The organism is Arthrobacter sp. U41, from assembly GCF_001750145.1.
Classification (GTDB): domain Bacteria; phylum Actinomycetota; class Actinomycetes; order Actinomycetales; family Micrococcaceae; genus Arthrobacter.
The window spans coordinates 88481-112000 of the sequence record NZ_CP015733.1; the positions used below are offsets into that span (position 1 = coordinate 88481).

Genomic DNA, 23520 nt, shown 5'->3' on the forward strand with positions numbered 1-23520 from the left:
CGCAGCTCACGTATTCGTGTCTTACGTGTAGTATGTTTTGTAATACACGACTAATGGAAGGAAAATTGGTGGCTACGATCACGGTGCGCATTGACGACGCAGTAAGGGACGCCTTGCAGGCTAAAGCGGAGGAGGAACACCAGACACTGAGCGACTTTGTTCGAGACCGTCTCCAGGACGCAGTGTTTGCATTCCGAGACGATGAACGGGGTAAGGGCGAGAGGGATAAGGAACTGGGACCTGACACGCTGTCCGCTCTCGACCGACACACTCTGTCACTCTTGCACCGAATTCTCGGTCGGGTTTTGCCCGAGGACGCGAACGACGTGGATGGTGACCGGGAGTACCAGCTTGAGCGGGCGAAAGTTCTTGAGCGTGGATTCACCAAGGAGTACTGGGTGGAGTTCGCCGGCCTTCGCCCCGAGTTGAGCCCACGCAACAGCGAGTTCGTCATGGACGTTCTCGAAATGTTCCGGATAGCGCTCTACAGCATCAACGATCTGCAGGAGCAGGGGGTAGTGATTGATGAATCGCTTCAGCGAGCACTGAGATTCGACGGTTTCGATCATAATGATGCGCTGGAAGGCCAGATGTCCGACTACGTGCGTTTCCTTGTGAAGGACGATAAGTGGACCCTGTCTGTCAGCATTGGGTGAGACACCGCCACTTTTCCCACTGACTCCTTAAGGGCGAGATTTGGAAACCGATTTCCTGTGACCACCGCACTTGCTTCCCCCACTGCCATCACCGATGGTGGAGCCATGGCCGATCCCGAAAAACCCAGGGCAGAGAGGCCCCTCCGCCGCTCCTTCACCCCGGGGGAGAAACTCTCGATCCTGGAAACCTACGAGTCCCTCGACGGACCCGGGGCCAAGGGCGCCTTCCTGCGCCGCGAGGGCTTGTTCTCCTCCCAGATCACCACCTGGCGCCGGGCCCGGGACGCCGTCGCCCTTACCGGCCTCGCCACCGCCGCCAGGCCCGCAAAGAAGCACAGCCCCGAGGCCCAGCTTGAGGCCATGAAGTCCCGCGCCGAACGGGCCGAAGCGAAACTCGCACGGACTGAGGAGGCGTTGAGCGTGATGGGAAAATTACACGCTCTCTTGGAGGGCATCTCCTCGAGAGCGGACAACGAGAAGCCGTGAGCGCCGCCGTGGACGGGGCCTTCGTCGGACTTGATGGGCTGTTGCCCGTAAGGGCCATCTGTGCCCTCACGGGACGGTCCCCGGCCACACACTACCGCTCTCTGGCCCCGAGGGTACACGGACCCAAACCCCGGCGCCCGGCACCGGTAAACAAGCTTGTGTTTCGTCAAGTTTAAGTAGGCCGTTTCAGCGCTAAGAATTAGGCCACGTCGGCTCTTTTCTGGTCCATTTCAGCGGTTGGCTATTTCATGAGGGCATTTTTGACCCGGTAGGACTCGCCGCGGAACTGCAGAAGCCGCCCGTGGTGGACCAATCTGTCAATGACGGCGGCGGCCATGTTGTCGTCTCCGAACACGGTGCCCCAGCGGGAAAACTCCAAATTTGTTGTGATGATCAGGCTTCGTTTTTCATACCCGTCCGCGATCACTTGGAAGAGTAGCCTGGCCCCTTCGGCGTCGATCGGGAGGTAGCCCAGCTCGTCGATGGCCAGGAGCCGGTTCTTGGCCAGGGAGGCCAGTTCCTTGTCGAGGCGGTCTTCGTCCTTGGCGCGGCGCAGCATCATGACCAGGGCGGAGGTGGTGAAGAACCTGGCGGGGATGCCCTGCCGGCAGGCGGCGGCCACCAGGGCGGTGGCCATGTGAGTTTTGCCGGTGCCCACGTCGCCGTAGAGGACCAGGTCCTGGGCCCGGTTGATGAAATCCAGGGATTCGAGAGGTCCGCGGCCGTAGTCCTCCGGGAACCTGACACTGCTGTAGTCGAACCCGGTGAGTGTTTTCATGGCCGGCAACCTTGCGGCCTTCAACAGCCGCTGGCGCCGTGACTCCTGCCGGGATTCGTGCTCGGCGACCAGCACCCCGTGCAGGTATTCACGTTGCTTCGGGGTGCCCTTCTCGGCCCAATCGGTCAACACGCTGCCGGTCAGCGAGGCGTGCTTGCCCGCCTCAAGGAGGTCCTGGACGGTGATCGTGCTCATGCTATTTCTCCTGTGGTGGTGTTCAGGGTGGTGAAGGTGTCATAGACGCTCAGGTCCACGTTCGTTGCCTCCGGTTCGGTGCCATCAGCCAGACGGCGGGCCAGCATGCCCAGCATGGCCATGTCCGGTGCATCCCCGCGCTGGATCAGGGTGTCGGCAGCGGCCACCGCGGCATCGAATCCCGCCACCGATGAGGCAGCATCCACCGAGTTGAGCAGCCGGCGCCGATCCGTGGCCGTGGCCCGGTCCAACCAGTCACGCACCGGGTCCGTCACCAGGGCCCGCAGCGGCGAATGGGACCACGCCCCGGGCTTCGTCACCAGCAACGGCACCAGGGAAGCAGGGTCAAAGACCGTCTCGGCCTGCTTGCCGAAGACGCGCGGGAACGTGCGGACAGGTTCGGAATGCTCATCAAGGATCTGCACCACGTCGTGTCCCAACCCCACCGTGAGCATTCGCCCGTGGAAAGCGGGCCCGGCGGCGTACGTGTTCCCGTCAATGAGCAGGTTCCCGGTCTTGTCGGCCTTGCGCGATTCGTAGCGCACGGCATCGAAACCGATCCCCGGCAGGTCTATGGACGCCGCAACGTCCTGGGCGAACAGCTCACCCAGGGGCAGGCCCTTGCGGTAGTGCACGGTGGTGGCCAACGCGTCGCAGCGCGCCATGAGGTCCTTGTTCAGCCCCTCCAGGGTGGCGGCCTCCGGCTCGGGGACCATGAAGTTCCGGCGCAGGAACCCCACCGCGTTCTCCACGTTGCCCTTCTCATGGCCCGAGTACGGATTGCAATAGCGTGACTCGGACCTGTAGTGGAGTTTGAAGGCGCCAAACAGCTTCGTCTCGGTCACCCGGGTTCCCACCCGATTTCCGATGCCCGTGGCATTATCAAAGACCATGTGCCGCGGCGCAGCCCGAATGTGCTCAAACACCCTCCGCAGCCCGTGGGCCACGCATTCGGCGGTCTCGCCCCGATACGCCTGCACGAAGCGCATGTTCGAGAACGGGAAGGTCACCACCAGGATATGCAGGACCTGCCGGATCCCGGCAACGATGGCCTCGGCCTGACCGAAGTCGACCTGCACGGTGCCGGCAGGCCAGACCAGTTCGGTAAACCCCTCACCGGGCTGCCGGTGGGCGGCCAACCATTTCTTCACGTACCGCTGGACCGGTGAATAGGTGGCGGTAAAACCATGCTCGTCAACGAGCCGGTCGAAGATCCGCTTCGCCGTATGCCGCTGCTTGCGGTTCCGGCGCTGATCCTCGATGAGCCACCGCTCAATGATGTGCTCGAACCCGGTCAGCACCGAGGCCCCCGGCCTGGCCAGCGGTGCCCGCGGCGCCGGGGAGAAGTCCTCCTGCTCGGCGTACTTGGCCGCCGAGGTCCGGCTCACTCCAAGCCTTCGGGCGATCTGACGCACCGGGACTCCCTGGGAGTCGAGTCTTCTGATATTTTCTTGAACGGACATGGGTACCGTCATCTCACTTTCCAGCCCTTCCGGCGCATACGCTTCGCAATGGCAGCACCGTAAGGAACCTATCTGGGGGTGGCGGGCCCATGTCCCCAACACTCTGGGAAAGGCCCCCGACCACCCGGGTGATCTCTAACTTCAGGCAAGCCCCCGAAACCTGATTCCGGGAAGAAAAAACTGGCCTAATTCTTACCGCTCTTTTGGCCTGAAACGAGCCACCAACATGGCTCAAATTCCTGGCTGAAACGGCCTACAGATAGTCGATCACACACAAAGCTCACCGATGAAGAGGTCGTACAGGTGTTGGACCGGTTGAACAGCGAGGAATTCGCCGACAAGGCCCCGGCCCAGGTCGGGGCGATCCTGCTGGACCAGGGCACCTACCTGTGCTCGGAATCAAGCATGTACCGCATCCTGCGCGGCCACGGCCAGGTGCGTGAACGCCGCCGCCAGGCCACCCATCCGGCAAAGAAGAAACCCGAACTCGTCGCGGCGCAACCCAACGACGTCTGGTCCTGGGACATCACCAAACTCCCCAGCCCGATCAGGGGCGTCTACTACGATTTGATGGTCATCATCGACCTGTTCTCCCGCTACGTCGTGCACTGGCACATCACCACCCGCGAGTCCGGGCTGGGCTCCAAGGAGTTCATCGCCGATGCCGTGATGATCCACGGCACGCCCGGGGTCATCCACGCCGACCGGGGGACGTCCATGACGTCCAAACCGGTCGCCGACCTGATGATCGACCTTGGCATCGACCGGTCCCATTCCAGGCCCCGCGTGTCCAACGACAACCCGTACTCCGAGGCGGCGTTCAAGACCACGAAGTACCACCACACCTACCCCGGCCGGTTCGGTTCCCGCCAGGACGCCATCGCCTGGGCCAACGGTTTTTTCCTTTACTACAATTTCGAACACCGCCATTCCGGGATCGGGCTCCACACCCCGGCCTCGGTCTTTGACGGCACCTACATGGCGATCCACGCCCGCCGCGCCACTGTCCTGCAGAATGCCTACACCGCCACCCCGCACCGCTTCAGCAGAACGCCACTGCCGCCGGCAGGCCCCTCAGCTGCGTGGATCAACCAGCCACAGCAAAGCGAGGTCGCTGCACACGCCTAACCAAAACACGGTGTCTCAATCGGCTTGACAGATTCCGGGACGGAACAGGAGGCCTTCGTACTTGGGCCGGATCGCGGGAACTCTCATCACCAGTCGGTTCCCATTTACTCTCGGATGTTGACCGAGTACCGCGAAGTGAAGCAAAACAGGTCCCGAAAAACGGGTAGGAAGAGTTATCTCCTGACCGAAGAAGAGCTCCGGAGGATTGCGGCTTCCCGGGTTCACCCTTCACGTCGCTAGCCGCCGGCCTCTTTGAAGCGCAGCAGCGGCTCCAGTAAGTAGGGGTGCGGCTGTTAATCCATCGGTGCCTTCGCTAGCGTGGAGGCAAACGGAGGGGGACGGCGCACATGGCACCGAGGAAATCTAAAAACCACATTGAGGGTCAGCTGAGTCTGGAGTCATTGTGGGCCGAACCGGAAGAGGTAGTCAATGAACGAGCACGGCAGACACGCCATGGAAACCATGAAGAATCACGACCCGGAGAGCTTCGCGCAGATAGCGGACCCCGAGACACACTTTTCGACCTTGGGCAGGGAGATCCAGGAAGCGATCGTGGCTCTGAGCGCAGAACTGATACCCATGCGGGGCCAGGAAGAGCCAATGGAGTTCATCGGGATGGTGAACATGGCCAAGCTACGGGCACGCGAGATGGTGTATCAGGAGATGATCTACGCCAGCCTTCCCGCGGAGCCGGAGGAGATGGAGCCGACCTACGGGGCCCAGGAGCACGAGGAGAGCTAGAGACCGAACCTCAGCCGGAGCCGTCAGCGGGTGCGCCGGCTGGACGGTTCCACCCAGCATCCCAGGCTGACCTAGCACCATCGGGACAGAAGGCCCGCTTCGCAGCAAACGTTGAAGCAATCCGCATCGTCCGGGAGCTGGAGGACCAGCAGAGGCCGGCCACCGAGGTAGAGCAGCGTTCCTTGGCGCGGTGGTCCAGCTGGGGAGCGGTGCCCCAGCTGTTCGACAAGGCCGAATGGGCGGCCGAGCGCGCTCAGCTGCAGGAAGTCCTGAGCGAGCGCGAGTACGCCGCAGCGTCGCGGACAACGACGAACGCGTATTACACCGACGCCGCCCTGGTGAAGGAGATCTGGTCCGCCGTTGACCGGCTTGGCTTCACCGGGGGAGAGGTGTTGGAACCCGGATCCGGCGCGGGAACTTTCATTGGTTTCGCCCCGGAAGGTGCCCGGATGACCGGCGTGGAGCTTGATCCGCTGACAGCCTCAATTTCCCGTGGCCTGTATCCCGACGCGACGATCCGCAGCGAGTCCTTCGCGGACACCCCGATCAAATCCAATTCCTTTGACCTCGCCGTCGGCAACGTCCCGTTCAGCAAGAACACGCTGTACGACAAGACCCACAATGCCGACTCCCGGCATTCCATGCACAACCACTTCATCCTCAAGGGCCTGGCCGCGGTGAAACCCGGCGGATACGTAGCCGTGCTGACCTCCAGCTTCACCATGGACGCAACCAACCCCACCTCGAGGCGGGAGATGAGCGCCATGGCGGATCTGGTGGGCGCCGTGCGTCTGCCCACCGGCGCCCACCGGCGAGCTGCCGGCACCGAAGCACTCACTGACCTGCTGCTGCTGCGCAAGCGCGAGCCGGGCCGGGAGCCTGCCAACACGGACTGGGAATCTGTCGGGCCCGTCATCATCGACGGCCGTAACGTGAAGATCAACAACTACTTTGATCTGAACCCGCAAAATGTCCTGGGGCAGATCACCATTGGGAACGGCATGTACGGGGAGGAAACCGTCAGCGTCAAAGTCGACGACCTCGCTGCTGTCCCGCAGCTGCTCGCCCAGCGGCTCGACGTCGTTGTGCAGGAAGCGCTGGACCGCGGCCTGAACCATGCCCCTGCCGAGCCGGCCCCGGGGAAGACCCCGGTGGCTCTGCTGCCGGCCGCCGGGCAGCAATGGGACGGCACCATCACCGCCCAACCCGACGGAACCTTCACCATCACCCGCAGCGGGGAACAAGAAGAACTCCCCGTGCCCAAGAAGCATGCTGCAGAGATGCGGGACCTGCTGGGGCTGCGCGACGGTGCACGGTCGCTGTTGGAAATGGAAGCATCGGACAACGAGGACACCCCGGAACTGGAAGCCCTGCGGGCCGATCTGACCGCCCGTTACGCCACCTATGTGGGCAAGTACGGGCCGGTGAACCGCTACACCGAATCGGTTCGCACGGATAAAGAGACCGGCGATGACGTTGTCACCCGACGCATATCGCCTGCATTCCGGCTGCTGATGTCCGAGGACCCTTTCGGTGCGCTTCCCGGTGCTCTGGAAAAATTCAATGACGAAACGCAGACGGCGACACCGGCTGGCCTGCTTCAGCACCGGCAGGTGGTGGCGCGCAAACCCCTGATGGGCGCGGACACCGTTGACGAAGCCCTCGCGATCGCCCTGGACACCTACGGCGCCCCGGAGCTGGATCAGATCGCGGACCTGCTGGGCGTCACGGAAGAGGAAGCCCGCGAGCAGCTGGGCACGTCCGTGTTCGATGACCCGGAAACCGGCAAGCTCGTCACCGCACCGGAATACCTGTCCGGGAATGTCCGGACCAAGCTCGACGCTGCCCGCGCTGCGGCGGCCGAGGACGAGCGCTTGAGTGAGAACGTCACTGCCCTGGAGGAAGTCCAGCCGCCGCGGGTCGGCATGGAAGACGTCGAGGCGCGCATCGGTGCAGTCTGGATTTCCCCCGAGGAACACCAACGCTTCGTCCAGGACATCCTGGCCGATCCCAACGCCAGCGTGACCAGCGTCGGCAGCGGCATCTGGCGGGTCAAAGCCAACCGGGGAACAGTCCGTTCCACGAACGAGTGGGGAACGGGCCGCCGGCCCGCCCCGGACCTGCTGCAAAGCATCCTGGAACAAAAGAGCATTCAGGTCGAGGACAAGAACGAGGACGGCAAACCCGTCGCCAACCTCGAAGAAACCGAGGCGGCCCAGGAAAAGGCCGAGGCCCTGCAGGAACGTTTCGCCGAGTGGGTCTGGGAAGACCCCGAACGTGCCAGCCGGCTCATTGACGAATACAACCGCCGCTTCAACTCCCTGGCCCTGCGCGACTACACCAAGGAAGGTGGCCGGCTGACCCTGCCGGGGCTGGCTAAGACCTTCGTTCCGCACCCGCACCAGCGCACTGCCGTGGCGCGCATCATCTCCGAACCGGCTGTGGGCCTCTTCCATGAAGTCGGGGCCGGCAAGACCGCCGAAATGGTGATTGGAGCGATGGAACTCAAACGCCTGGGCATGGCCTCCAAGCCCATGGTTGTCGTCCCGAACCACATGCTGGAGCAGTTCACCCGTGAGTGGCTGGAACTGTACCCGCAGGCCCGCCTGCTCTCGGCCGGCAGTGATGACATCAAGACCAAGAGCGGAGACCTGGCCGCGCGCCGGCAGTTCGTCGCCCGTGCCGCGGCGAACGACTGGGACGGCATCATCATGACCCAGCAGGCCTTCAAGAGCATCGGCGTGAAAGCCGAAACCATTGAGGCCTACCAGGAGTCGATCATCGCCGACGTCCGGCAGACCATCGTCAACGCCCAGGCCGAAGGCGAAGACCGGACCACGGTGAAGAAGCTTGAAACCAAGCTCCAGGCCGAAGAAGAGCGCATGAAGAAGCTCATGGACACCGCGCCGGATCTTGGACTGACTTTCGAGGACACCGGGGTGGACTACCTGTTCGTGGACGAAGCGCACGACTACAAAAACCTGCGCACGGTCACCAACATCAAGGGCGCAGAAATCGCGGGCTCCATCCGGGCCACCGACATGCACCTGAAGCTGGAATACCTGCGCAGCACCCACGGGGAACGCGTCGTGACGATGGCGACCGGCACACCGATTGCCAACTCCATCACCGAAGCCCACGTCATGCAGCGCTACCTGCGCCCGGACCTGCTCCAGGCTGCCGGTGTGGAGAACTTCGACGTCTGGGGAGCGACATTCGGGGAAACCGTCACCGCCATCGAGATGGACGCCGGAGGCCGGCTGAAGAACAAGCCGCGCTTCGCGAAATTCAAGAACGTCCCCGAGATGCTGCGGTCCTTCCACGTCTTCGCCGACGTGAAGCTCTCCGAAGACCTGACCTACCTCGAAAAGCCGGACCTCGCCCGCCGGCCCGGAGACGGGGAACGGCAGCCGGAACTGGTGTTGATCCCGCAGCCGCCCGAACTGGCCGAATACATGAAGGGCCTCGCTGACCGGCTGGACTCCCTCTCCGGCTGGGCTGAGAAAGGCGCGGACAACGCCCTGAGTGTCTACAACGACGGCCGCAAAGCAGCGCTGGACCTGCGCATGGTCGGCATCGAACCCGAATCCGGGACGAAGCTGGACCATGTTGTGGCCAAGACCCTGAAAGTCTGGGAGGAGAACCGGGAGAACGAGTACGAAACCAGCTTCGAATCCGGGATCCCTTCGGCGAAAAAGGGTGCGCTGCAGATCATCTTCTGCGACCTCAGCACGCCCTCCAAGAACACCGGTCCCGACGGCAAACCGGTCTGGACCGCCTACCAGCAGATCAAGGACCAACTCGTCGCCGGAGGCATCCAGTCAGATCAGATCCGGTTCATCCAGGACGCGCCCAAACCCGAGCAGAAAGCCCAGCTCTTCGCCCAATGCCGTACCGGGGAGGTGGCCGTGCTGATCGGCTCCACCGCCATGATGGGAACCGGCGCCAACGTCCAGCTCCGCGCCAAAGCGATCCACCACGTCACGTGTCCCTGGCGGCCCGCTGACCTGACCCAGCGCGACGGGCGCATCATCCGTCAACGTAACGCCAACGCGGAGGTCCACAACTTCCAATACGCAACCGTCGGCAGCTACGACAGTGCCGCCTGGGACGGGATCCAGCGCAAGGCCACCATGATCCAGCAGGTCCTTCGCGGACGACTCGATATCCGCGAGATCGAGGACGTTGGAGACCTTGCCCTCAACGCCGCACAGATCAAGGCAGCGACCAGCGGCAACCCGCTGGTGATGGACAAGATCGAGGCCGACGCCGCCCGGACCAAACTCGAACGGCTCAAACGAGCCCACGAGAAAGGACAGAGCACCCTCTCCTGGACACGGGCCGCCGCCGAAACCAGCATCACCAAAGCCGAAAGCAAGCTGCCCGCATTGCAGGCCGCTCTCCCGCGCATCACCCCGACGGCCGGGGATGCCTTCACCGCGACCATCGACGGCAAGAGCTACACCAAACGTCCGGAGGCCGTCACGGCTATATCTGAATGGGTCCGTACCCACACACCGGAGTACGGAAATTACTACCGCCAAAAACAGGACCACGGCACGATGGCCACCCTCGGCGGCCACGAGCTGCAGGTCCGAAACGCGGCCGACGACTCCCGGCTCGGCTCTTACCAGGACCTCGCTGTCACCCTCAAAGACGTGCCGGCACCACCGCTTGTCTTTACCCGACTGGAGCTGTTGGAAGGAAGTGCCGGGATCATCACCCGGCTGGAAAACAAAGTAGCGGGGCTTCCCGATTACGAAGCCCAGCTGCGCCAAACCATCACGGACAAACAGGCGGTGCTTGCCGACGTCGAGAGCCAGGCCGGGAAACCCTTCAAGTACGAGGCCAAACTTGTCACCGCCCGCGCGAAGTGCGCGGAACTGGACGGGAAGCTCAGGGCCTCCATTGAGCCACCGAAGCAGAACTCCGCCGACGCGCCTGACGTTGCGGATGTCGTCGATCCTGCACTGGCACGCTTTAGAAAGTTTCACGACGCCAGCTTCCCTACAGGCCCCAGCCCCAGCCGGCCATCGCCGGCGTCAACCCAGGCGCCTTCAACCAGACATCCACACCACGAGAGAAGCGGAGGGCTGGAACGATAGATCATCCGTCCGTCAAGAGCTGGGCTGGAATGACTCCGGAAGCTCCACGGCGGCCGGATCCCTCTGCCGCGGACATCGCGCCAGGGACGAACTGCAACACCGGAACGAGGTGGACTGAGAATGCCGAAACGGACAGAGGACGTGACCGAGGAACCTGCGTCGACGACGGTACCGGTGTTCCCCAGGATGCTGACCCTGGAACAAGTTCAGGAGGTCCTGAACGTCAAAAGTGCACTGGTCTATTCGCTCGTTCGCAGCGGTGAGCTCCCCGCCGGGCAGTTCGGTGGACGGGGTGTGTGGAGGGTCCGGGAAAGTGACCTCGCGGCGTACATCGAGGCCGCGTTCGCGAAGACCGCAGAGCGCATCGCGGCCGGTCAGATCAAGGATGACGACGTCACCGCGGAAGACTAAAAGAACACGGTTACGACGAAGGCCGGCACCTCGAAAAGGTGCCGGCCTTCGTCGTATCTGCCCACCGGAGCCGCATCTGGTCTATGGCTGAAAAGAGCCAGCCACAGCGCTCTGCCGACGTCGGAAGCGGCATGTCTTGGACCATGGGAAACGTTGCCGTTGGTGACCGGCCAGTTTCCAGGCTGTGCATGGCCGCCGGTCTCGCTGGTGAGGTGCGAGGCAGAGGTTCCCTGGCGGTTGTGTGCAGCCGATCAGCTGGGTCCCGTCGTCCCCATGTGTGCGGGAAAAGCAGCGGAGCGATTGGGCTTTTGCCGTACCCATGGGGGCGAGGGGCTACTACTCAGGTCCGCCGGCAACCGGAACGGACTCCTGCGTGGTTTTCCGGCCACGCGGACGCCCGCCGGCCTTCTTAGCCGGAGCGTCCAGACCGAAGCCCCGCAGGTCCGATTCGGTCCAGTCTGCGCGCAACGCTGCCTGATACTCCTTGGCGTACTTCTGCTCTGCTGCGGCAAGCAGCTGGGCGGCCTCCTGAACTTCAACTCCGCTGGCGGCGGCCCTCTTGACGGCGTTCACTTTGGTGTCCCTGGCGGCGTCGATCTTCGCGGCGGCTTTAGCGGCAATGTTGTTGATATCCATACCCAAACCCTATCGGGCAGGACCGACACCCCCAAAGCAGGTTTTCGGTGATCAAGCGCGAAAGGCGAAAAACCCTCAAAGAAGACCGTTCGGAGCAAGCTATACATTTACTCGGGTGTAAGTGGCTTATCGCGCTCGACTCTGGCGTTCGTGTGCGGCACACTGGTCAGTGTGGTCCCCGGTTCCGGGGTCGCTGCGCTGGGCCTTGAAGGGATGGATTGAATGTCGGATGAGGGATTGACTCACCGTTTCAATCTGTCGCGCCGACGCCGGGAGAACACTCCTGCCGGCAGCAAGAAGCGCCGTGACTTGTGGGTCACTGTTGAAGAGGAAGCCGCGCTGGTCGCGAGGGCCGAGCGGGAGAAGGTCACTGTCCCGAATCTGCTGATTACTTCGGCATTGTCTGAGACCCAGGAGACGACAACGGAACGGCGTGCTATTGCTGCGGAGCTGATGTCTCTGCACAATCTGCTGGCCCGTTCTTCGAACAACATCAACCAGCTCGCACGGCAGGCCAACGCTACGAGCGAGTTCCCCGCCGAGGCGCATGAAGCACTGAAACATATCCGCTCCGTTGCCATGCGCATTGACGACGTCATAGACGGGCTGATGTAGGGATGATTCCGAACATCACCCGCGGTTCTCGCATGGGCGGTCTCATGGTATACCTGGCCTCGACGGACGCTGACAAGACGAAGAACGCCCACTCCGATCCGCACCTGGTGGCCGGTGACGCTGCGATCATGGCGTGGTACGACGACGGTGTCCTGGACCGTCACGATGCCCTGGCAATTGCCAAGCATCTTGACCGTCCGCGTAAGGCTTATGGCGTATCGGTTCAGATCAAAGACATGCAGTGGGACGTGGCCAAGAAGGAGCGCGTCCACGTCGGGTACAAGGACGCCAGCGTGTGGCACTGCTCGCTGAGCCTGCGCGCCGAAGAAGGCGCCCTGACGGACCAGCAGTGGGGCGACATCGCGAATGACTTCGTGGACTCCATGGGCTTCACCGAAACCAGCAGCAAGGCGCGCTGCCGGTGGGTCGCGGTCAACCACGGCACGAGTGAGAACGGCAACCACCACATCCACTTGGCCGTATCCCTTGTCCGCGAAGACGGCACCAAAGCATCTACGCACGGGGACTACAAGAGGGCGCAGGAATCGTGCCGCGAACTGGAGGTCAAGTACGGGCTGGAACAGCTTTCCACCGTGCACTCCACCCGCGGCTACGACCGGGCCGAGAAAGCCACCGCTGTCCGGGACGAGCGGGAGATGCACCGGTCCTCTTTGGCCCGGAAAGTCCGTGCCAGCGCCAGTGCATCGGCTACCGAGGGTGAGTTCGTCCGGCGCGCCCGCGACACCGGCATATTGGTTCGTCCTCGCTACGCGAAGAACACCACTGACGTCATTGTCGGGTACTCCGTAGCGGAGCGGCCCAAGCAGGGCGAACGTCCTATCTGGTTCGGCGGCGGTACCCTCGCGTCCGATCTGAAACTCGGTGCCTTGCGTGAAGAGTGGATGGACTCACCGCACCTGGCAACCGAAGCCGCAGCGGAATGGAACGCAGCCGCCCGCAACAGGCGCACCGTCTCCAGGACCGGGCCCGAGAACGGAACACCCCCGGCGGAAATGTGGGTCGAATACACCCGGAACGCGACCGCACTGGTTGAGCAGCTGCGCACACTGCCCCGTGACGATCACGCCACCTGGGCGAAAGCAGCGAGGGAAGTATCCGGCGCGTTCGCGGCATGGTCCCATCGGCTCGAACCGACGCCGGGTCCGCTGGCGGCCACCGCCGCCGAGCTGTCCCGCACCGCCCAGCTCCGGTCGCCACGGCAGCACAGCAAGCCCGTTGCCCTGCCGTCCATTGCCGGCACTGCCATGTTGTTCATGGCCGCGTCCAGCAAGAACAAGACGGCCGCCCAATCGGCGCTCATGCTGCAGCTGGTCAACACTGCCTTCGCCATTCACGAAATGCACCAACAATCCGGACGAACCAGGGAAGCGCAGCGGCTCCGGGCCGTCGTCACAGAGCAGCTGAAACCGTTCGCGGCCACCATGCCCCGCCCGGTCTCCGTCGGTGCACCGGAACAGGCCGCGGCTCCTAACTCCGTCGAGCTTGGACTGCGCGGCATGGCACCCATCCGTCCAGGGTCAGCGGTACCGACCACACCAACGCCGGCCAGGACCCGCCAGCACACGGGCCGTGATTCCGGGCCCGTGCTGGACCGATAAAGACCACCACCAACTGCAAGGGGAGCACGATGAGTGAATCAGACGGAATGGACGAATTTCTGGACGGCGGGATGCGGCAGTCCCTCATGATCGCGTCCCGCATTGCCGAGACGCTGGCCCGTCGCCGGCAGGAGTCCCAACGGCAACAGGAACACCAGGATGCACAGGCAGCGCACGAAGCGCAGGCCCGCCTCACGGCAGACCGCAGCGCCGCACACGCGGCACTGGCACCGATAAACAAAGACCAGTGGTGGGACAAGGCCCAGCCCCACGACATCGCCACGGCACACGCCGTCGCTGAAGGCTGGAAAGACCACGACCCGACCGCCCTGGCGGCCTCAGAATGGATTCGTCAGGAAGTCTTCACCCGCTACGGCATCGACACCCACGACGTCGGCACGGACGCCGCTTACTTGGAGTCAGGGATCCAGACCGCAGCCATGGACAAGGCCCGGCAGGACGGGCTGGCCCGCAGCCAGGAAGAAACACGGAAGGCCGCCGCCGAACACGAGAAGGCCATGGGCCTGCTCGCCGCGGCCCGCGCCGAAGAACTCCGCGCACAAGCCGCCGAGCTGGCCCCGGAAATGGAACGCCACCAGGTGCCCGCGGAGTATCTGGCTAACCCCGAACTGGCCCAGGCATTGCAGACTGCACACAGCGCCAAGACCCCCGCAGCGGTGGCGGCCGCAGATGCCACCGTGCAGGAACGCATGTTCCTCATCGGCAAGGACGGCATCAACGGTCCCGACCTTGACCAGCTGCGCAAAGAAACCTCCGCGAACGTCAACGGCGCCGGCGATTCGCACTTCGAGGATCCCGCGTTCGTCAAAGCCGCCAAGGAGATGCACGAAGCCAAGCTTTTGGCTGATGGCGGTTTCAACGGCTCCGAACGGACGCCGATTGAGCAGCGGTACGAGCAAGCCGAGAAGGAACTCTTCGCCCGCATGGAAAGGGTCGGTCGCGAGATTGAGAACCGCGTCACCGGCAATGACAGCAGCCGCTTGAAAGACCAGGGCCTCAAAGCAGAAAGCACGTCGGCCGCCGGCTACGGGTCGGCCGAACACCACGAGAAGTTCGCTGAGTCCCTGGTAAACACCGGCGCGAATGAGACCCAGATACGCGGACGCCTCGCCGCAGCCCGCAGCGAAGGCACACACCCCAGCGCAGCGGTGACCATGGGCAAGGGCGCCGCCAAGGCCGGGAAGTCGCGCACAGGTGCAACTGTGGGCGCGGGGAGGGCCAAAGGCGGCCCTGCCCGCTGACCTGGGCGAGGTTCTAAGATCACCAGGCGCTGGAGGTCTGAAGTTCCTTCATTGTTGGTGGCTCTACGGCGGACCGGCATATGGGACGCGTCGTGTTTTGGGCAAGCAGCGCAATCGCCTCGTCCTTTACATAGGTCGTGGACACACCACTCATGAGACACGGCGGGCGGGTTCGGACGGGCTGCGAGTCGCAGACTTATCTGGTTCGTTTTTCGCAGCCCTATTGGCAGGCGCGCCCATCCCCGCGGGTCCCGGGACCCGCCCCGAATACCAAGCGAAGGTTAGGAGACACGCCCCAGTAGCCGAGCAATCGTTCGCGAATCCGCCCAGGGCGGGCCTCTTGACGAACTGACACCCACGCGTCTAACGTCTGCGTTACACCACTGTGGCCAATATCGACCACGATTGAGGAGCATTTTCATGCCTGAATTTATGGACGTTCACCGCAATATGAAGGGGCTAACCAAGGAGGATCTGAAGGCAGCGCACGATGCCGACCTTGCCATTCAGGGCGAGGAAAACGTCGTTTTCAAGAGCGCCTGGGCTGACCCTGAGGCGGGCGTTGTCTATTGCCTGTCGGAAGCCCCATCCGCGGACGCTGTGAAGCGCATTCATGAACGCACGGGTCACCCTGCGGACGAGGTACATCCCGTTCCGCTCGCGGTGTAGTGCGTCCGCCGCGGACTGCTGAACCTGCCAATCCCCGGGGCAGGCCAAGCTGCCCCTGTTAAGCGTTTATGCGATAGCTATTTGTTTTGCTTGCGTCCAGTTTCCCTGTAGCGTTTCGGCGTCATGCCGTCCGGGGATCCGTGGGGCCGTTCACGATTGTAGACAGCTTTCCATTCCTCGGCCAAATACTTTGCTTCGGGCATGGAGTCCATGATTTCTCCGGAGAGTTGTTCCCTTCTGAACTGGGCGTTGAAGGATTCGATGAAGCCGTTCTGCCAGGGTGCTCCCGGGTCGATGAACGCGTTGTCCACGCCGGCGGTGTTGCACCACTCGATCAGTGCTGCGGCGGTGAATTCCGGGCCGTGGCCGACTGTTCTATCGGGAGCCCTGCCGCTTTCCACTCGGGGAAGCCCTCCTCAAGCCTTGTGGCGACGCGCCCTTCGTCCGTGAGCAGCCGCACGGCCTCGTCCGCATACAGGCAGTATGGTCCGCGGCAGTAGGCGATGATTTCGCTCCCCGGGGGAACCTCGCGCAGTCGAGACTTAACGTCCGAGAAGGGCACGGAAAGTGCACCCGGGATATGTCCGGCTTCGTACTCTGGCTGCGGCCGCACGTCCAGCACAACGACGTCGCCCTGCCGCAGCCGCAGCAGCAGTTCGTCGCGCGTGATCATGCTCAGGTCGGCGCGATCGCCGACGTAGGCACGGACGAGATCGCCCAGCTCCCCCGAGTGCGCTTCGGCTGTCTCCCGAAGTGTTCGCCATAGCCGCTCCACTGCCGGGCTGGCAAGAGAGTAGTAGATCCGCGTCCCCGAGCGTTGGGAGCAGGCGAGGCCGGCTCGCAGCAAGCGCTGCAGGTGCTGGGATGTGTTGGCCATACTCTGGTGGATCTCTGCGGCCAGCTCGTCAACCGACCGCTCGCCCTGGGCAAGGATATCGATCAGCTGCGCCCTCCTGCCGTTCCCCAACGCCTTGGCAGCTTCCACGAGGGCGTCGAAGAGCGCATCCTTTTCCTGCTGGTCGCCCACTCGCGTCTCCTATTCAAGAGTTCTCTTGACAAGCCTACCGTCAGGGGATTCTTATTCAAGTACCCACTTAAATAAGAAAGGGGGCGGTGGCTGTGTCCACCATCCAAACTCCCCAAGGGAAACAGTCCAGCCTCCGGACAGGAGCCGCTCTCATGACGCTGGCCGGGCTGGCCTTCGTGGGGTACTCCATAATCTTCTTGGTACTCAACTTCACGGACGCCTTTCTCGAGCTGGGCATCGGCCCCGATCAAGTGGACAAGGGGAAGGCGGAGATCGAGGCGTTCAGCCCGCAGCTGTATCACTACATCAGCCATCTGCACATCGCGGTCAGCGGCTTCATCGCTGCGACCGTCCTGGCCGTCGCAGGCCTGTCCTGGTATGGGGTGCGCCGTGGAGAACGGTGGGCCTTCGCCACAGCCGTTATCGTCCCGGTCGTCGGTCTCGCCGTGGCCCTACCCGCGCACTACCCATGGGGTCTGGCCACGCTTGGGCACCTCGGCCTGATCTACCTCGCCGTTCTCATTTTCCTGGTAGGGGTGGTGGCAGCCTACAGCGGAATGCGAAGCCCCGCGATGACACACCACTGACACTCACCCTACGGGGACTGAATCCCTTGATCCAGCCTGGCGCTCTGTCATGCACCGGGCGAATCAGTTCATGTTGCCCAGGCCCTGCGCGACTCATGAAGCAGTAAATCACGGACGTCCAGAGCTCTGGGAAGGAGCCACCCCGTCACAGCGCGGCAGCCATCAAAACAAACCTCCGAAAGGGCCAATTCGTCAAAACTCGTGCACACTTAGGGACCAAAGGACCCCTGGACCAGCCTGACTTAGAAGGAAGTAGGTGCCGCAGGGAACAAGGTGTTCAGCTTCGGACAGTCAAAGCCCTCCCCAATGTAGGAGCCGGTTCCCAGGCCAGCCATAGGGCTTCCACGCGGGAAAGGGCTTCGGGGTGGAAGTGGGCCCGTTGAAAAAGGCGCCTTAGTCGTTCTCCCACTGCAGCCCGAGGAGGCGGAAGGCGTTGCTGATTTCCGGGCTGTTGTACTGCAGTGGTTCTTCGCCGATTACATCTTGGATGTTCGGCGCGATTGCTGGGTCGCCGGGGCGCTCGAAGACGGCCCAGAGCTGGAGATCGTCACCGTGACGGGAGGCAAAAGTGACGCCATCGAAGTCTGTCATCTCGTAGAGCCAGGAGGCTACAGCCTGGGTCAGGTGACGTGGCCGGGCGTCCTTCAGTGCCGCGGCGTCAAAGTCAGCCAGACCCAGGCTTAGGGCCAGTCCGATGAAGTGCGGGTACAGGGCCGCGACGCTGCCTGAGGCGGTCACGGCACAATACCGCCCGGACAGCTCCGCCGACGCTGCGGCGCGCACTTCAAGCCACTCCCTGGGGACCTGTCCCGGGGCGATGGTGGGATGAAGAACCTTGTCCTCGTCGTCCTCAACGATCTCGTCCAGCTCCACGCTCAGCCTGGCATCCTTGCGGAAATGCGCCAGAACCTCCAACAGGCACGCCAAGAGGCTCGAGCCGGCGTAGATGGTGCGGAAATTGCCGTGCAGGTCATCCCACCGTCCGGGGAACCGGCCGTCGGTGGCCCATTCCCAGCCGCTCCAGGCCCACGGTTCCGGCCGGAAACCGACGCGCCAGACCCTCCCGGCGGCCTCGGCCGCGGTCAGTTCTGCAGAAACCACCGATCAGCCTGCGGCCGCGAACGCGCGTGCAGCGGCCAGCACCTGCGGACCGGCGTCGTCGAGCTGGCCTTCGCGGAGCAGCCGCGCCGGCGGGACATCATCCAGCTGCGGGTTCATCCCCTGGAACCAGGCCTGCACCACGGCCCGGGAATCCCGCTCCGCGAGCAGGGCCGCCACATGGTAGGCCGTGCGGAGCCGATGCATCACGTCGGCGGACGGTTTCCGTTCCCCGTCGGCCCATTGCCGGACGGCCCGGGTTTCCTTCACGGAACCGATGTAGGCGACCAGCTTTGCTCCCAGCAGGTCCCTCAGATCCCGGACCAGCACGTCGTCGGGTAAGCGGATGGAATTCTGGTGCGCCTTCAGCCCGCCGCGGGCGCCTGTCACTGCAGTCATAGTTCATGGTCCCACGAAAAGGCCTACTGGATCAAGGGTCCGAACACATCCTAAATCACATGCTCAATCACCGATAACAGCGATTACGTCAACCTAGGTTGACGGAAGGTCCATTATCGGCGTTTAGGCAGACGCCCGAAAATGAAGAAGAATTCTAAACTTTCCCGGGGCCGCAAGTTCTTTCTGACCGCGCGAAGATGTTCTGCGCCGATTTATCTGGCCGATAGTGTAACTTTCTTCAGGCTGGGGCACTCCGGCGACTGGAGGGCGTCGCTGTGCGGATGGCGGGAGTCGACAGAATGCGAATATAGAACAAGCTGTAGCCGAGGCGGCAGCCGGTGCGGATTCGATTGTGGGAGTCCGCGTGCGGCTGGTCGATTGCGAACCCGAGAACTGGCGCCACCGGGAGCTGGCTGGTTCGTTGTCATTGGGGCAAGTCGCTTCGCGGGTCCTCACACCCCGGCATCGCCGCAGGCGTCTTAGAACTGCGTAAAGGCGGCTGTGGCGGGGTCCGTCCCGATCCGTGCGCCCTCTTCGAGTGCGTTGACGGCTGTCAGTTCCGAGGGGCTCAAAATAATCGCAGCGGCCTCGAAGTTTTGCCGCATGCGGTCAGCCGAGGAGGTTTTCGGGATGGCGATGTTTCCGGTGCCGAGGTGCCACGCGAGCACGATCTGGGCGGGCGTGACCGCGTACTTGGCAGCAAGGTCCTTCACGGTGCCGCAGTCCAGATCCGCGCCCTGGCCCAGGGGACTGTATGCCTCGACGGCGATGCCCCGGGATCGGCTCGTGGCGACGAGGTCGCGCTGCTGGAAGGTGGGGTGGATTTCAATCTGATTGACGGCCGGGATGATGTCTGACGACGCGCGGAGGGTGTCCAGGTGTGGTTCGAGGAAGTTGGACACCCCGATAGCACGTGTCAGGTCGTCGCCGTACAGTTTTTCCATGGCCTTCCAGGCTCCGGTGAAGAGCCCCTGGGACGGGACCGGCCAGTGGATCAGATACAGATCCACGTAATCCAGGCCCAATGCGTTTCGGCTGTTCTGGAACGCCTCGTAGACCAGCCCCTGCTCGCCGTTGCGGAGTTTGGTCGTGACGAAGATTTCCTCTCTCGGAATCCCCGACGCGGCGATCGCGGCGCCCACGCCGGCTTCGTTCCGGTATGCGGCCGCGGTGTCGATGTGGCGGTAGCCGGATTCCAGAGCGTCCTCAACAATGCGCTGGGTGTCCTCTTCGGGGACCTGGAACACGCCGAAGCCGAGTTGAGGGATCTTGACGCCGTTGTTCAGGGTGACCGTGGGGATGGTTGTTTCTTGCGTCTGGGACATCATCAGTTCTTTCGTCGGTGGGGGCGGCATCGGGTTACCCGGGCGCTCCCGGTGCCCGGGTAACCCGGACGGGTGTGGCAGAGCCCGTCCTTGATGTGACCGGGTAGTTGCGTGCCGCTGTTGGTGGGTTCGTGCTCTGGAGGAATGCGTGACTCTAGGCCTGGAGCGCTCCAGCCCAGAGGTTGATGTCGGATTCGATCGCGAATTCGTCAATCTTCTGAAGGTCTTCGCTGGTGAATTCCGGGCCTGAGACTGCCGCGAGGTTCTCTTCGAGTTGCCGGACGCTGCTGGCTCCTATCAGGGCTGAGGTGACCGGTGTCCCCTTCTCCTGAGGGCGCAGGACCCATGCAATGGCCATCTGGGCCAGGCTCTGCCCCCGCTGGGCGGCGATCTCGTTCAGGCCGCGGATTCGGGCCAGGTTCTCCCGGGAGAGATGGCTGTTTGCCAATGACTTGCCCGCCGCTGCCCGGGAGTCTTCCGGGACGCCGTCCAGGTAGCGTGTGGTCAGCAATCCCTGGGCCAGCGGTGAGAAGGCGATGGACCCCGCCCCGACCTGTTCGAGGGCCTGGAACAGGTTGGGGTCACCGTGTTCGGTCCACCGGTTGAGCATGGAGTACGAGGGCTGGTGAATGAGCAGCGGTGTGCCGAGATCGGCGAGGATTTCCGCGGCTTGGATGGTTTTTTCGGGTGAGTATGAGGAGATGCCGGCGTACAGTGCCCGGCCCGAGCGGACCGCTGTGTTGAGCGCGCCCATGGTTTCCTCCAGCGGTGTGTCCGGGTCCGGGCGGTGGCTGTAGAAGATATCCACATGATCCAGGCCCATGCGTTCCAGTGACTGGTCCAGGCTGGCCAGCAGGTACTTCCTCGATCCCCACTCCCCGTAGGGCCCCGGCCACATGCGGTATCCGGCTTTGGTGGAGATGACGAGTTCGTCACGGTACGGTTTGAAGTCATCCGCCAGATGCCGGCCGAAATTCGTTTCCGCGCTGCCGCTCGGCGGGCCGTAGTTGTTGGCCAGATCGAAGTGCGTGACGCCAAGGTCGAAAGCCCTACGAAGGATGGCCCTTTGCGTTTCGAAGGTCTTGTCATCGCCGAAGTTGTGCCAGAGGCCAAGCGAAACGGCCGGAAGTTTCAGTCCGCTGCGCCCGACCCTGCGGTACGGCATAGAATCGTATCGGTCCTGCGCTGGGGCATAGCTCATGTGTTCAGTGTCCTTTAGTTGTTGTCTCGATTCCGGGGGGTTGGATACTCGCAGCGTGGATGTGGGCGACCTCGGATCTATTCCTCCAGGACGGTGAGGCCGATCCCGTCCTGGGCCTGCACGATGCGGCGCCCAACTCCCCCGTCGAGCCAGACCCACGCGGTATTCCCATCTGCTGCCGCAAGGTCCACCCGGCCCTTGGCAATTAAGCAGCCCCGGCTGACGAGGCCTGCGTAAGCGCCCACCACAAGCTGGACCAACAACGACGAGCCGAGGACTTCGATCGCCCCGCCCAACGAGCTCTACCCCTCCGACTGAACGGCGTTTGCGGGATTCAGGGCATCCCCTGTCACCGGTTGCCTGGTCTGGTGTCACTCTGCCGGGCCGCCGCAAGCGCGGCAGCTGCGCTCAAACATTCCGGACCGGTCACAGCCCGCAGGTCAGGCTCAATTGCCCAGGCGGCCCGGTGCAGAGCACCCGCCAACCACCCCTTCAGCGGCGCGAGGCGTCTGCGTGCGAACGCGACGCTTCGGCTTGGCCGCCGGGGTGTTTGGGGTGCAACAACCGGCGCGTCCGGTAATGCACTGTAGCCCTCGTGGTTCATTGTCCTGTTGACGTGGGCTGCCATCACAAAGGAAAAGTCCATAGTTGTCTTCTTATCTTAACGTGTCCGGCTCTATTAGCCGCAGGGAAACGATTGTTCAGCCACAAAACCCGCCGACCGGATAAGTCCGGCGGAGCGCCGGACTACCTGACCGGCCACGCGATAAAGACTATGCGCCTGCGCCCGCCATGTAAGCAGGTACGCCACGCCCTGCTTTTCCTAGGACTGGCAGTCCTACCCTCACCCATGGAAAGCGGAAGCGTGGGCATGGAGAATGGGAGATATGGGTCAAAGTGCAGAGTTCGGGGAGTTCCTGAAGGCAATGCGTTCACGCATCACGCCTGAGATGGTTGGGCTGCCCTCCAGCGGCGCAGCCCGGCGGGTCCCCGGGCTGCGCCGTGAAGAGGTCGCACGGCTGGCCGACGTCAGCACCGACTACTACACCAGGCTGGAACAGGGCCGCAACATCCGCCCCTCCCGGGCCGTGCTCGGTTCAGTGGGCCGGGCACTGAACCTGGACCCCGGGGAACAGTCACACATGATTGATCTCCTGGAAAACTGTGCCAACTCCCGGCCCTCCAACCCGGCCCAGACCGTACGCCCAGCGCTGCAGCAGCTCCTGGACGCCGTCGGGAACGTGCCCGCCCTGGTCCTGGGCCGCCGCACCGATGTCCTGGCCGGAAACCGCCTGGCCTTCCTCCTGCTCGCCGACTTCACCGCCATGCCCGCGGCCGAACGGAACCTCACCCGCTGGATCCACCTCGAGCCAAGGGCGCGGGAACTCTTCGGGGACTGGAAAACAGTCGCCTCCGAAGCAGTCGGAGGCCTGCGCGCCGATATCGGACGACACCCCAACGACGCCCAAGCCAACCAGCTCGTCGGCGAACTCGCAGTACAAAGCGAACACTTCCGCCGGTGGTGGGCCGGACACCGCGTGGCCGCCGCGTCCGCAGGCACTGTGCGACTCCACCACCCGGTCGTCGGTGACCTGGAACTGAACTTTGAAGACCTGGCCCTGCGTGAGGACCCCGACCAGGTGCTGCGGGTGTTCTCCGCCAAACCCGGCTCACCCTCGGCCGATTCCCTGGCACTGCTTGGCAGCTACGGCGCTGGACAGAGCCCCGCCCCGGAAGCCTCCCACGTACTCGAAATCACCAAAGCATCCGACACCCAGACCCACTGAAATAGCCTGCAAGCCCGCCCGTCACGGAACCCACGGCTGAATCCCTCCGGCCGCTAACCCGGTTCTGGAGCAAATGACTCAGTCTGCTTTCAATGGGGGTCCGGCGCGTGACCGAACAGATCGGACTCGGCGTGGTGTGCTTCCGACCCGGAATCATCTCCAACGTGGCCGCCCCGTTCGGCGGGGTCAAAAGCCCTCCGGACCGGGCCGCGAGGGCGGCTCCCAACGCATCGCCGAATACACCACCTGCACTACATCGGGACCGCGGACCCCTATGCTGACTGGCCGAACAGCGCACCATGGACCTGGCGGTCCGAATCATGAACCCAGCC

General features: G+C 63.3%; 22 protein-coding genes and 2 pseudogenes. 14 read left to right on the forward strand and 10 right to left on the reverse strand.

Annotation, left to right across the window (positions count from 1 at the left end):
• The first annotated feature begins 68 nt into the window (after positions 1-68).
• Positions 69-656: a YfbU family protein gene (locus ASPU41_RS20335; RefSeq protein ID WP_069952903.1), complete on the forward strand. Its 588-nt coding sequence runs from the start codon at positions 69-71 to the stop codon at positions 654-656.
• A 57-nt stretch (positions 657-713) separates the two neighbouring features.
• Positions 714-1142: a hypothetical protein gene (locus ASPU41_RS20340; RefSeq protein WP_157357156.1), complete on the forward strand. Its 429-nt coding sequence runs from the start codon at positions 714-716 to the stop codon at positions 1140-1142.
• 241 nt (positions 1143-1383) lie between these two features.
• Here the strand turns inward: ASPU41_RS20340 and istB are convergent, their stop codons facing one another.
• On the reverse strand, positions 1384-2115 hold the full coding sequence (gene istB, locus ASPU41_RS20345) for an IS21-like element helper ATPase IstB (RefSeq protein ID WP_197515653.1): 732 nt from the start codon (positions 2113-2115) through the stop codon (positions 1384-1386).
• A complete protein-coding gene (gene istA / locus ASPU41_RS20350; RefSeq protein WP_083266303.1) occupies positions 2112-3578 on the reverse strand; it encodes an IS21 family transposase in 1467 nt (488 codons plus the stop codon). The genes istB and istA overlap by 4 nt, the downstream gene beginning before the upstream one ends.
• A gap of 315 nt (positions 3579-3893) precedes the next feature.
• Between istA and ASPU41_RS20355 the strand changes: the two genes are divergently transcribed.
• From ASPU41_RS20355 to ASPU41_RS20365, 5 genes are all read left to right on the forward strand, one after another.
• The gene (locus ASPU41_RS20355; protein ID WP_069952972.1) at positions 3894-4706 is read left to right on the forward strand and encodes a DDE-type integrase/transposase/recombinase; all 813 of its coding nucleotides are present in this window, start codon (positions 3894-3896) and stop codon (positions 4704-4706) included.
• 24 nt (positions 4707-4730) lie between these two features.
• Positions 4731-4946 carry a YfbU family protein gene (locus ASPU41_RS24140; protein WP_197515870.1) on the forward strand — a complete coding sequence of 72 codons (216 nt, stop codon included), beginning with the start codon at positions 4731-4733 and terminating at the stop codon, positions 4944-4946.
• 189 nt (positions 4947-5135) lie between these two features.
• Entirely contained in the window at positions 5136-5447 is a 312-nt protein-coding gene (locus ASPU41_RS23595; RefSeq protein WP_231941542.1) for a hypothetical protein, read from the forward strand.
• A 182-nt stretch (positions 5448-5629) separates the two neighbouring features.
• Positions 5630-10552 (forward strand): DEAD/DEAH box helicase family protein, encoded by a 4923-nt coding sequence (locus tag ASPU41_RS20360; RefSeq protein WP_231941550.1) that lies wholly within the window; start codon positions 5630-5632, stop codon positions 10550-10552.
• A 120-nt stretch (positions 10553-10672) separates the two neighbouring features.
• Positions 10673-10963, forward strand: coding sequence for a helix-turn-helix domain-containing protein (locus ASPU41_RS20365; protein WP_083266733.1), 291 nt, complete (start codon positions 10673-10675; stop codon positions 10961-10963).
• Positions 10964-11299: 336 nt separating this feature from the next.
• On the opposite strand, the gene ASPU41_RS20370 is transcribed toward ASPU41_RS20365, so the two are convergent.
• On the reverse strand, positions 11300-11599 hold the full coding sequence (locus ASPU41_RS20370) for a hypothetical protein (protein WP_069952906.1): 300 nt from the start codon (positions 11597-11599) through the stop codon (positions 11300-11302).
• Between the two features lie 222 nt (positions 11600-11821).
• On the opposite strand from ASPU41_RS20370, the gene mobC reads away from it, so the two are divergent.
• From mobC to ASPU41_RS20390, 4 genes are all read left to right on the forward strand, one after another.
• Positions 11822-12214, forward strand: coding sequence for a plasmid mobilization relaxosome protein MobC (mobC, locus tag ASPU41_RS20375; RefSeq protein ID WP_197515871.1), 393 nt, complete (start codon positions 11822-11824; stop codon positions 12212-12214).
• Between the two features lie 2 nt (positions 12215-12216).
• On the forward strand, positions 12217-13833 hold the full coding sequence (locus ASPU41_RS20380) for a relaxase/mobilization nuclease domain-containing protein (RefSeq protein WP_069952907.1): 1617 nt from the start codon (positions 12217-12219) through the stop codon (positions 13831-13833).
• A 29-nt stretch (positions 13834-13862) separates the two neighbouring features.
• Positions 13863-15095 (forward strand): hypothetical protein, encoded by a 1233-nt coding sequence (locus ASPU41_RS20385; RefSeq protein WP_069952908.1) that lies wholly within the window; start codon positions 13863-13865, stop codon positions 15093-15095.
• A gap of 420 nt (positions 15096-15515) precedes the next feature.
• The gene (locus tag ASPU41_RS20390) at positions 15516-15764 is read left to right on the forward strand and encodes an SCO4226 family nickel-binding protein (RefSeq protein ID WP_069952909.1); all 249 of its coding nucleotides are present in this window, start codon (positions 15516-15518) and stop codon (positions 15762-15764) included.
• A 66-nt stretch (positions 15765-15830) separates the two neighbouring features.
• On the opposite strand, the pseudogene ASPU41_RS20395 reads toward ASPU41_RS20390, so the two are convergent.
• A pseudogene (locus ASPU41_RS20395) lies at positions 15831-16129 on the reverse strand (integrase core domain-containing protein); the annotation flags it as partial.
• Positions 16099-16791 carry an ArsR/SmtB family transcription factor gene (locus ASPU41_RS20400; RefSeq protein WP_069952910.1) on the reverse strand — a complete coding sequence of 231 codons (693 nt, stop codon included), beginning with the start codon at positions 16789-16791 and terminating at the stop codon, positions 16099-16101. The gene ASPU41_RS20400 and the pseudogene ASPU41_RS20395, both read right to left, overlap by 31 nt.
• A 92-nt stretch (positions 16792-16883) precedes the next feature.
• On the opposite strand from ASPU41_RS20400, the gene ASPU41_RS20405 reads away from it, so the two are divergent.
• A complete protein-coding gene (locus ASPU41_RS20405) occupies positions 16884-17378 on the forward strand; it encodes a hypothetical protein (protein ID WP_331712781.1) in 495 nt (164 codons plus the stop codon).
• 393 nt (positions 17379-17771) lie between these two features.
• Here the strand turns inward: ASPU41_RS20405 and ASPU41_RS20410 are convergent, their stop codons facing one another.
• The 5 genes from ASPU41_RS20410 to ASPU41_RS20430 form a co-directional block, all read right to left on the reverse strand.
• Positions 17772-18479 (reverse strand): RES domain-containing protein, encoded by a 708-nt coding sequence (locus ASPU41_RS20410; RefSeq protein ID WP_083266735.1) that lies wholly within the window; start codon positions 18477-18479, stop codon positions 17772-17774.
• A 3-nt stretch (positions 18480-18482) separates the two neighbouring features.
• The gene (locus ASPU41_RS20415) at positions 18483-18875 is read right to left on the reverse strand and encodes a hypothetical protein (RefSeq protein WP_069952912.1); all 393 of its coding nucleotides are present in this window, start codon (positions 18873-18875) and stop codon (positions 18483-18485) included.
• 479 nt (positions 18876-19354) lie between these two features.
• Positions 19355-20200, reverse strand: a complete 846-nt coding sequence (locus ASPU41_RS20420) for an aldo/keto reductase (RefSeq protein WP_069952975.1) — start codon at positions 20198-20200, stop codon at positions 19355-19357.
• 154 nt (positions 20201-20354) lie between these two features.
• The gene (gene mgrA / locus ASPU41_RS20425) at positions 20355-21401 is read right to left on the reverse strand and encodes an L-glyceraldehyde 3-phosphate reductase (RefSeq protein ID WP_069952913.1); all 1047 of its coding nucleotides are present in this window, start codon (positions 21399-21401) and stop codon (positions 20355-20357) included.
• A gap of 77 nt (positions 21402-21478) precedes the next feature.
• Positions 21479-21697 carry a hypothetical protein gene (locus tag ASPU41_RS20430; protein ID WP_069952914.1) on the reverse strand — a complete coding sequence of 73 codons (219 nt, stop codon included), beginning with the start codon at positions 21695-21697 and terminating at the stop codon, positions 21479-21481.
• Positions 21698-22288: 591 nt separating this feature from the next.
• Between ASPU41_RS20430 and ASPU41_RS20435 the strand changes: the two genes are divergently transcribed.
• The gene (locus ASPU41_RS20435) at positions 22289-23188 is read left to right on the forward strand and encodes a helix-turn-helix transcriptional regulator (RefSeq protein ID WP_069952915.1); all 900 of its coding nucleotides are present in this window, start codon (positions 22289-22291) and stop codon (positions 23186-23188) included.
• 104 nt (positions 23189-23292) lie between these two features.
• Positions 23293-23512 (forward strand): annotated as a pseudogene (locus ASPU41_RS23600) (aldehyde dehydrogenase family protein); the annotation flags it as partial.
• Between the last annotated feature and the right edge of the window lie 8 nt (positions 23513-23520).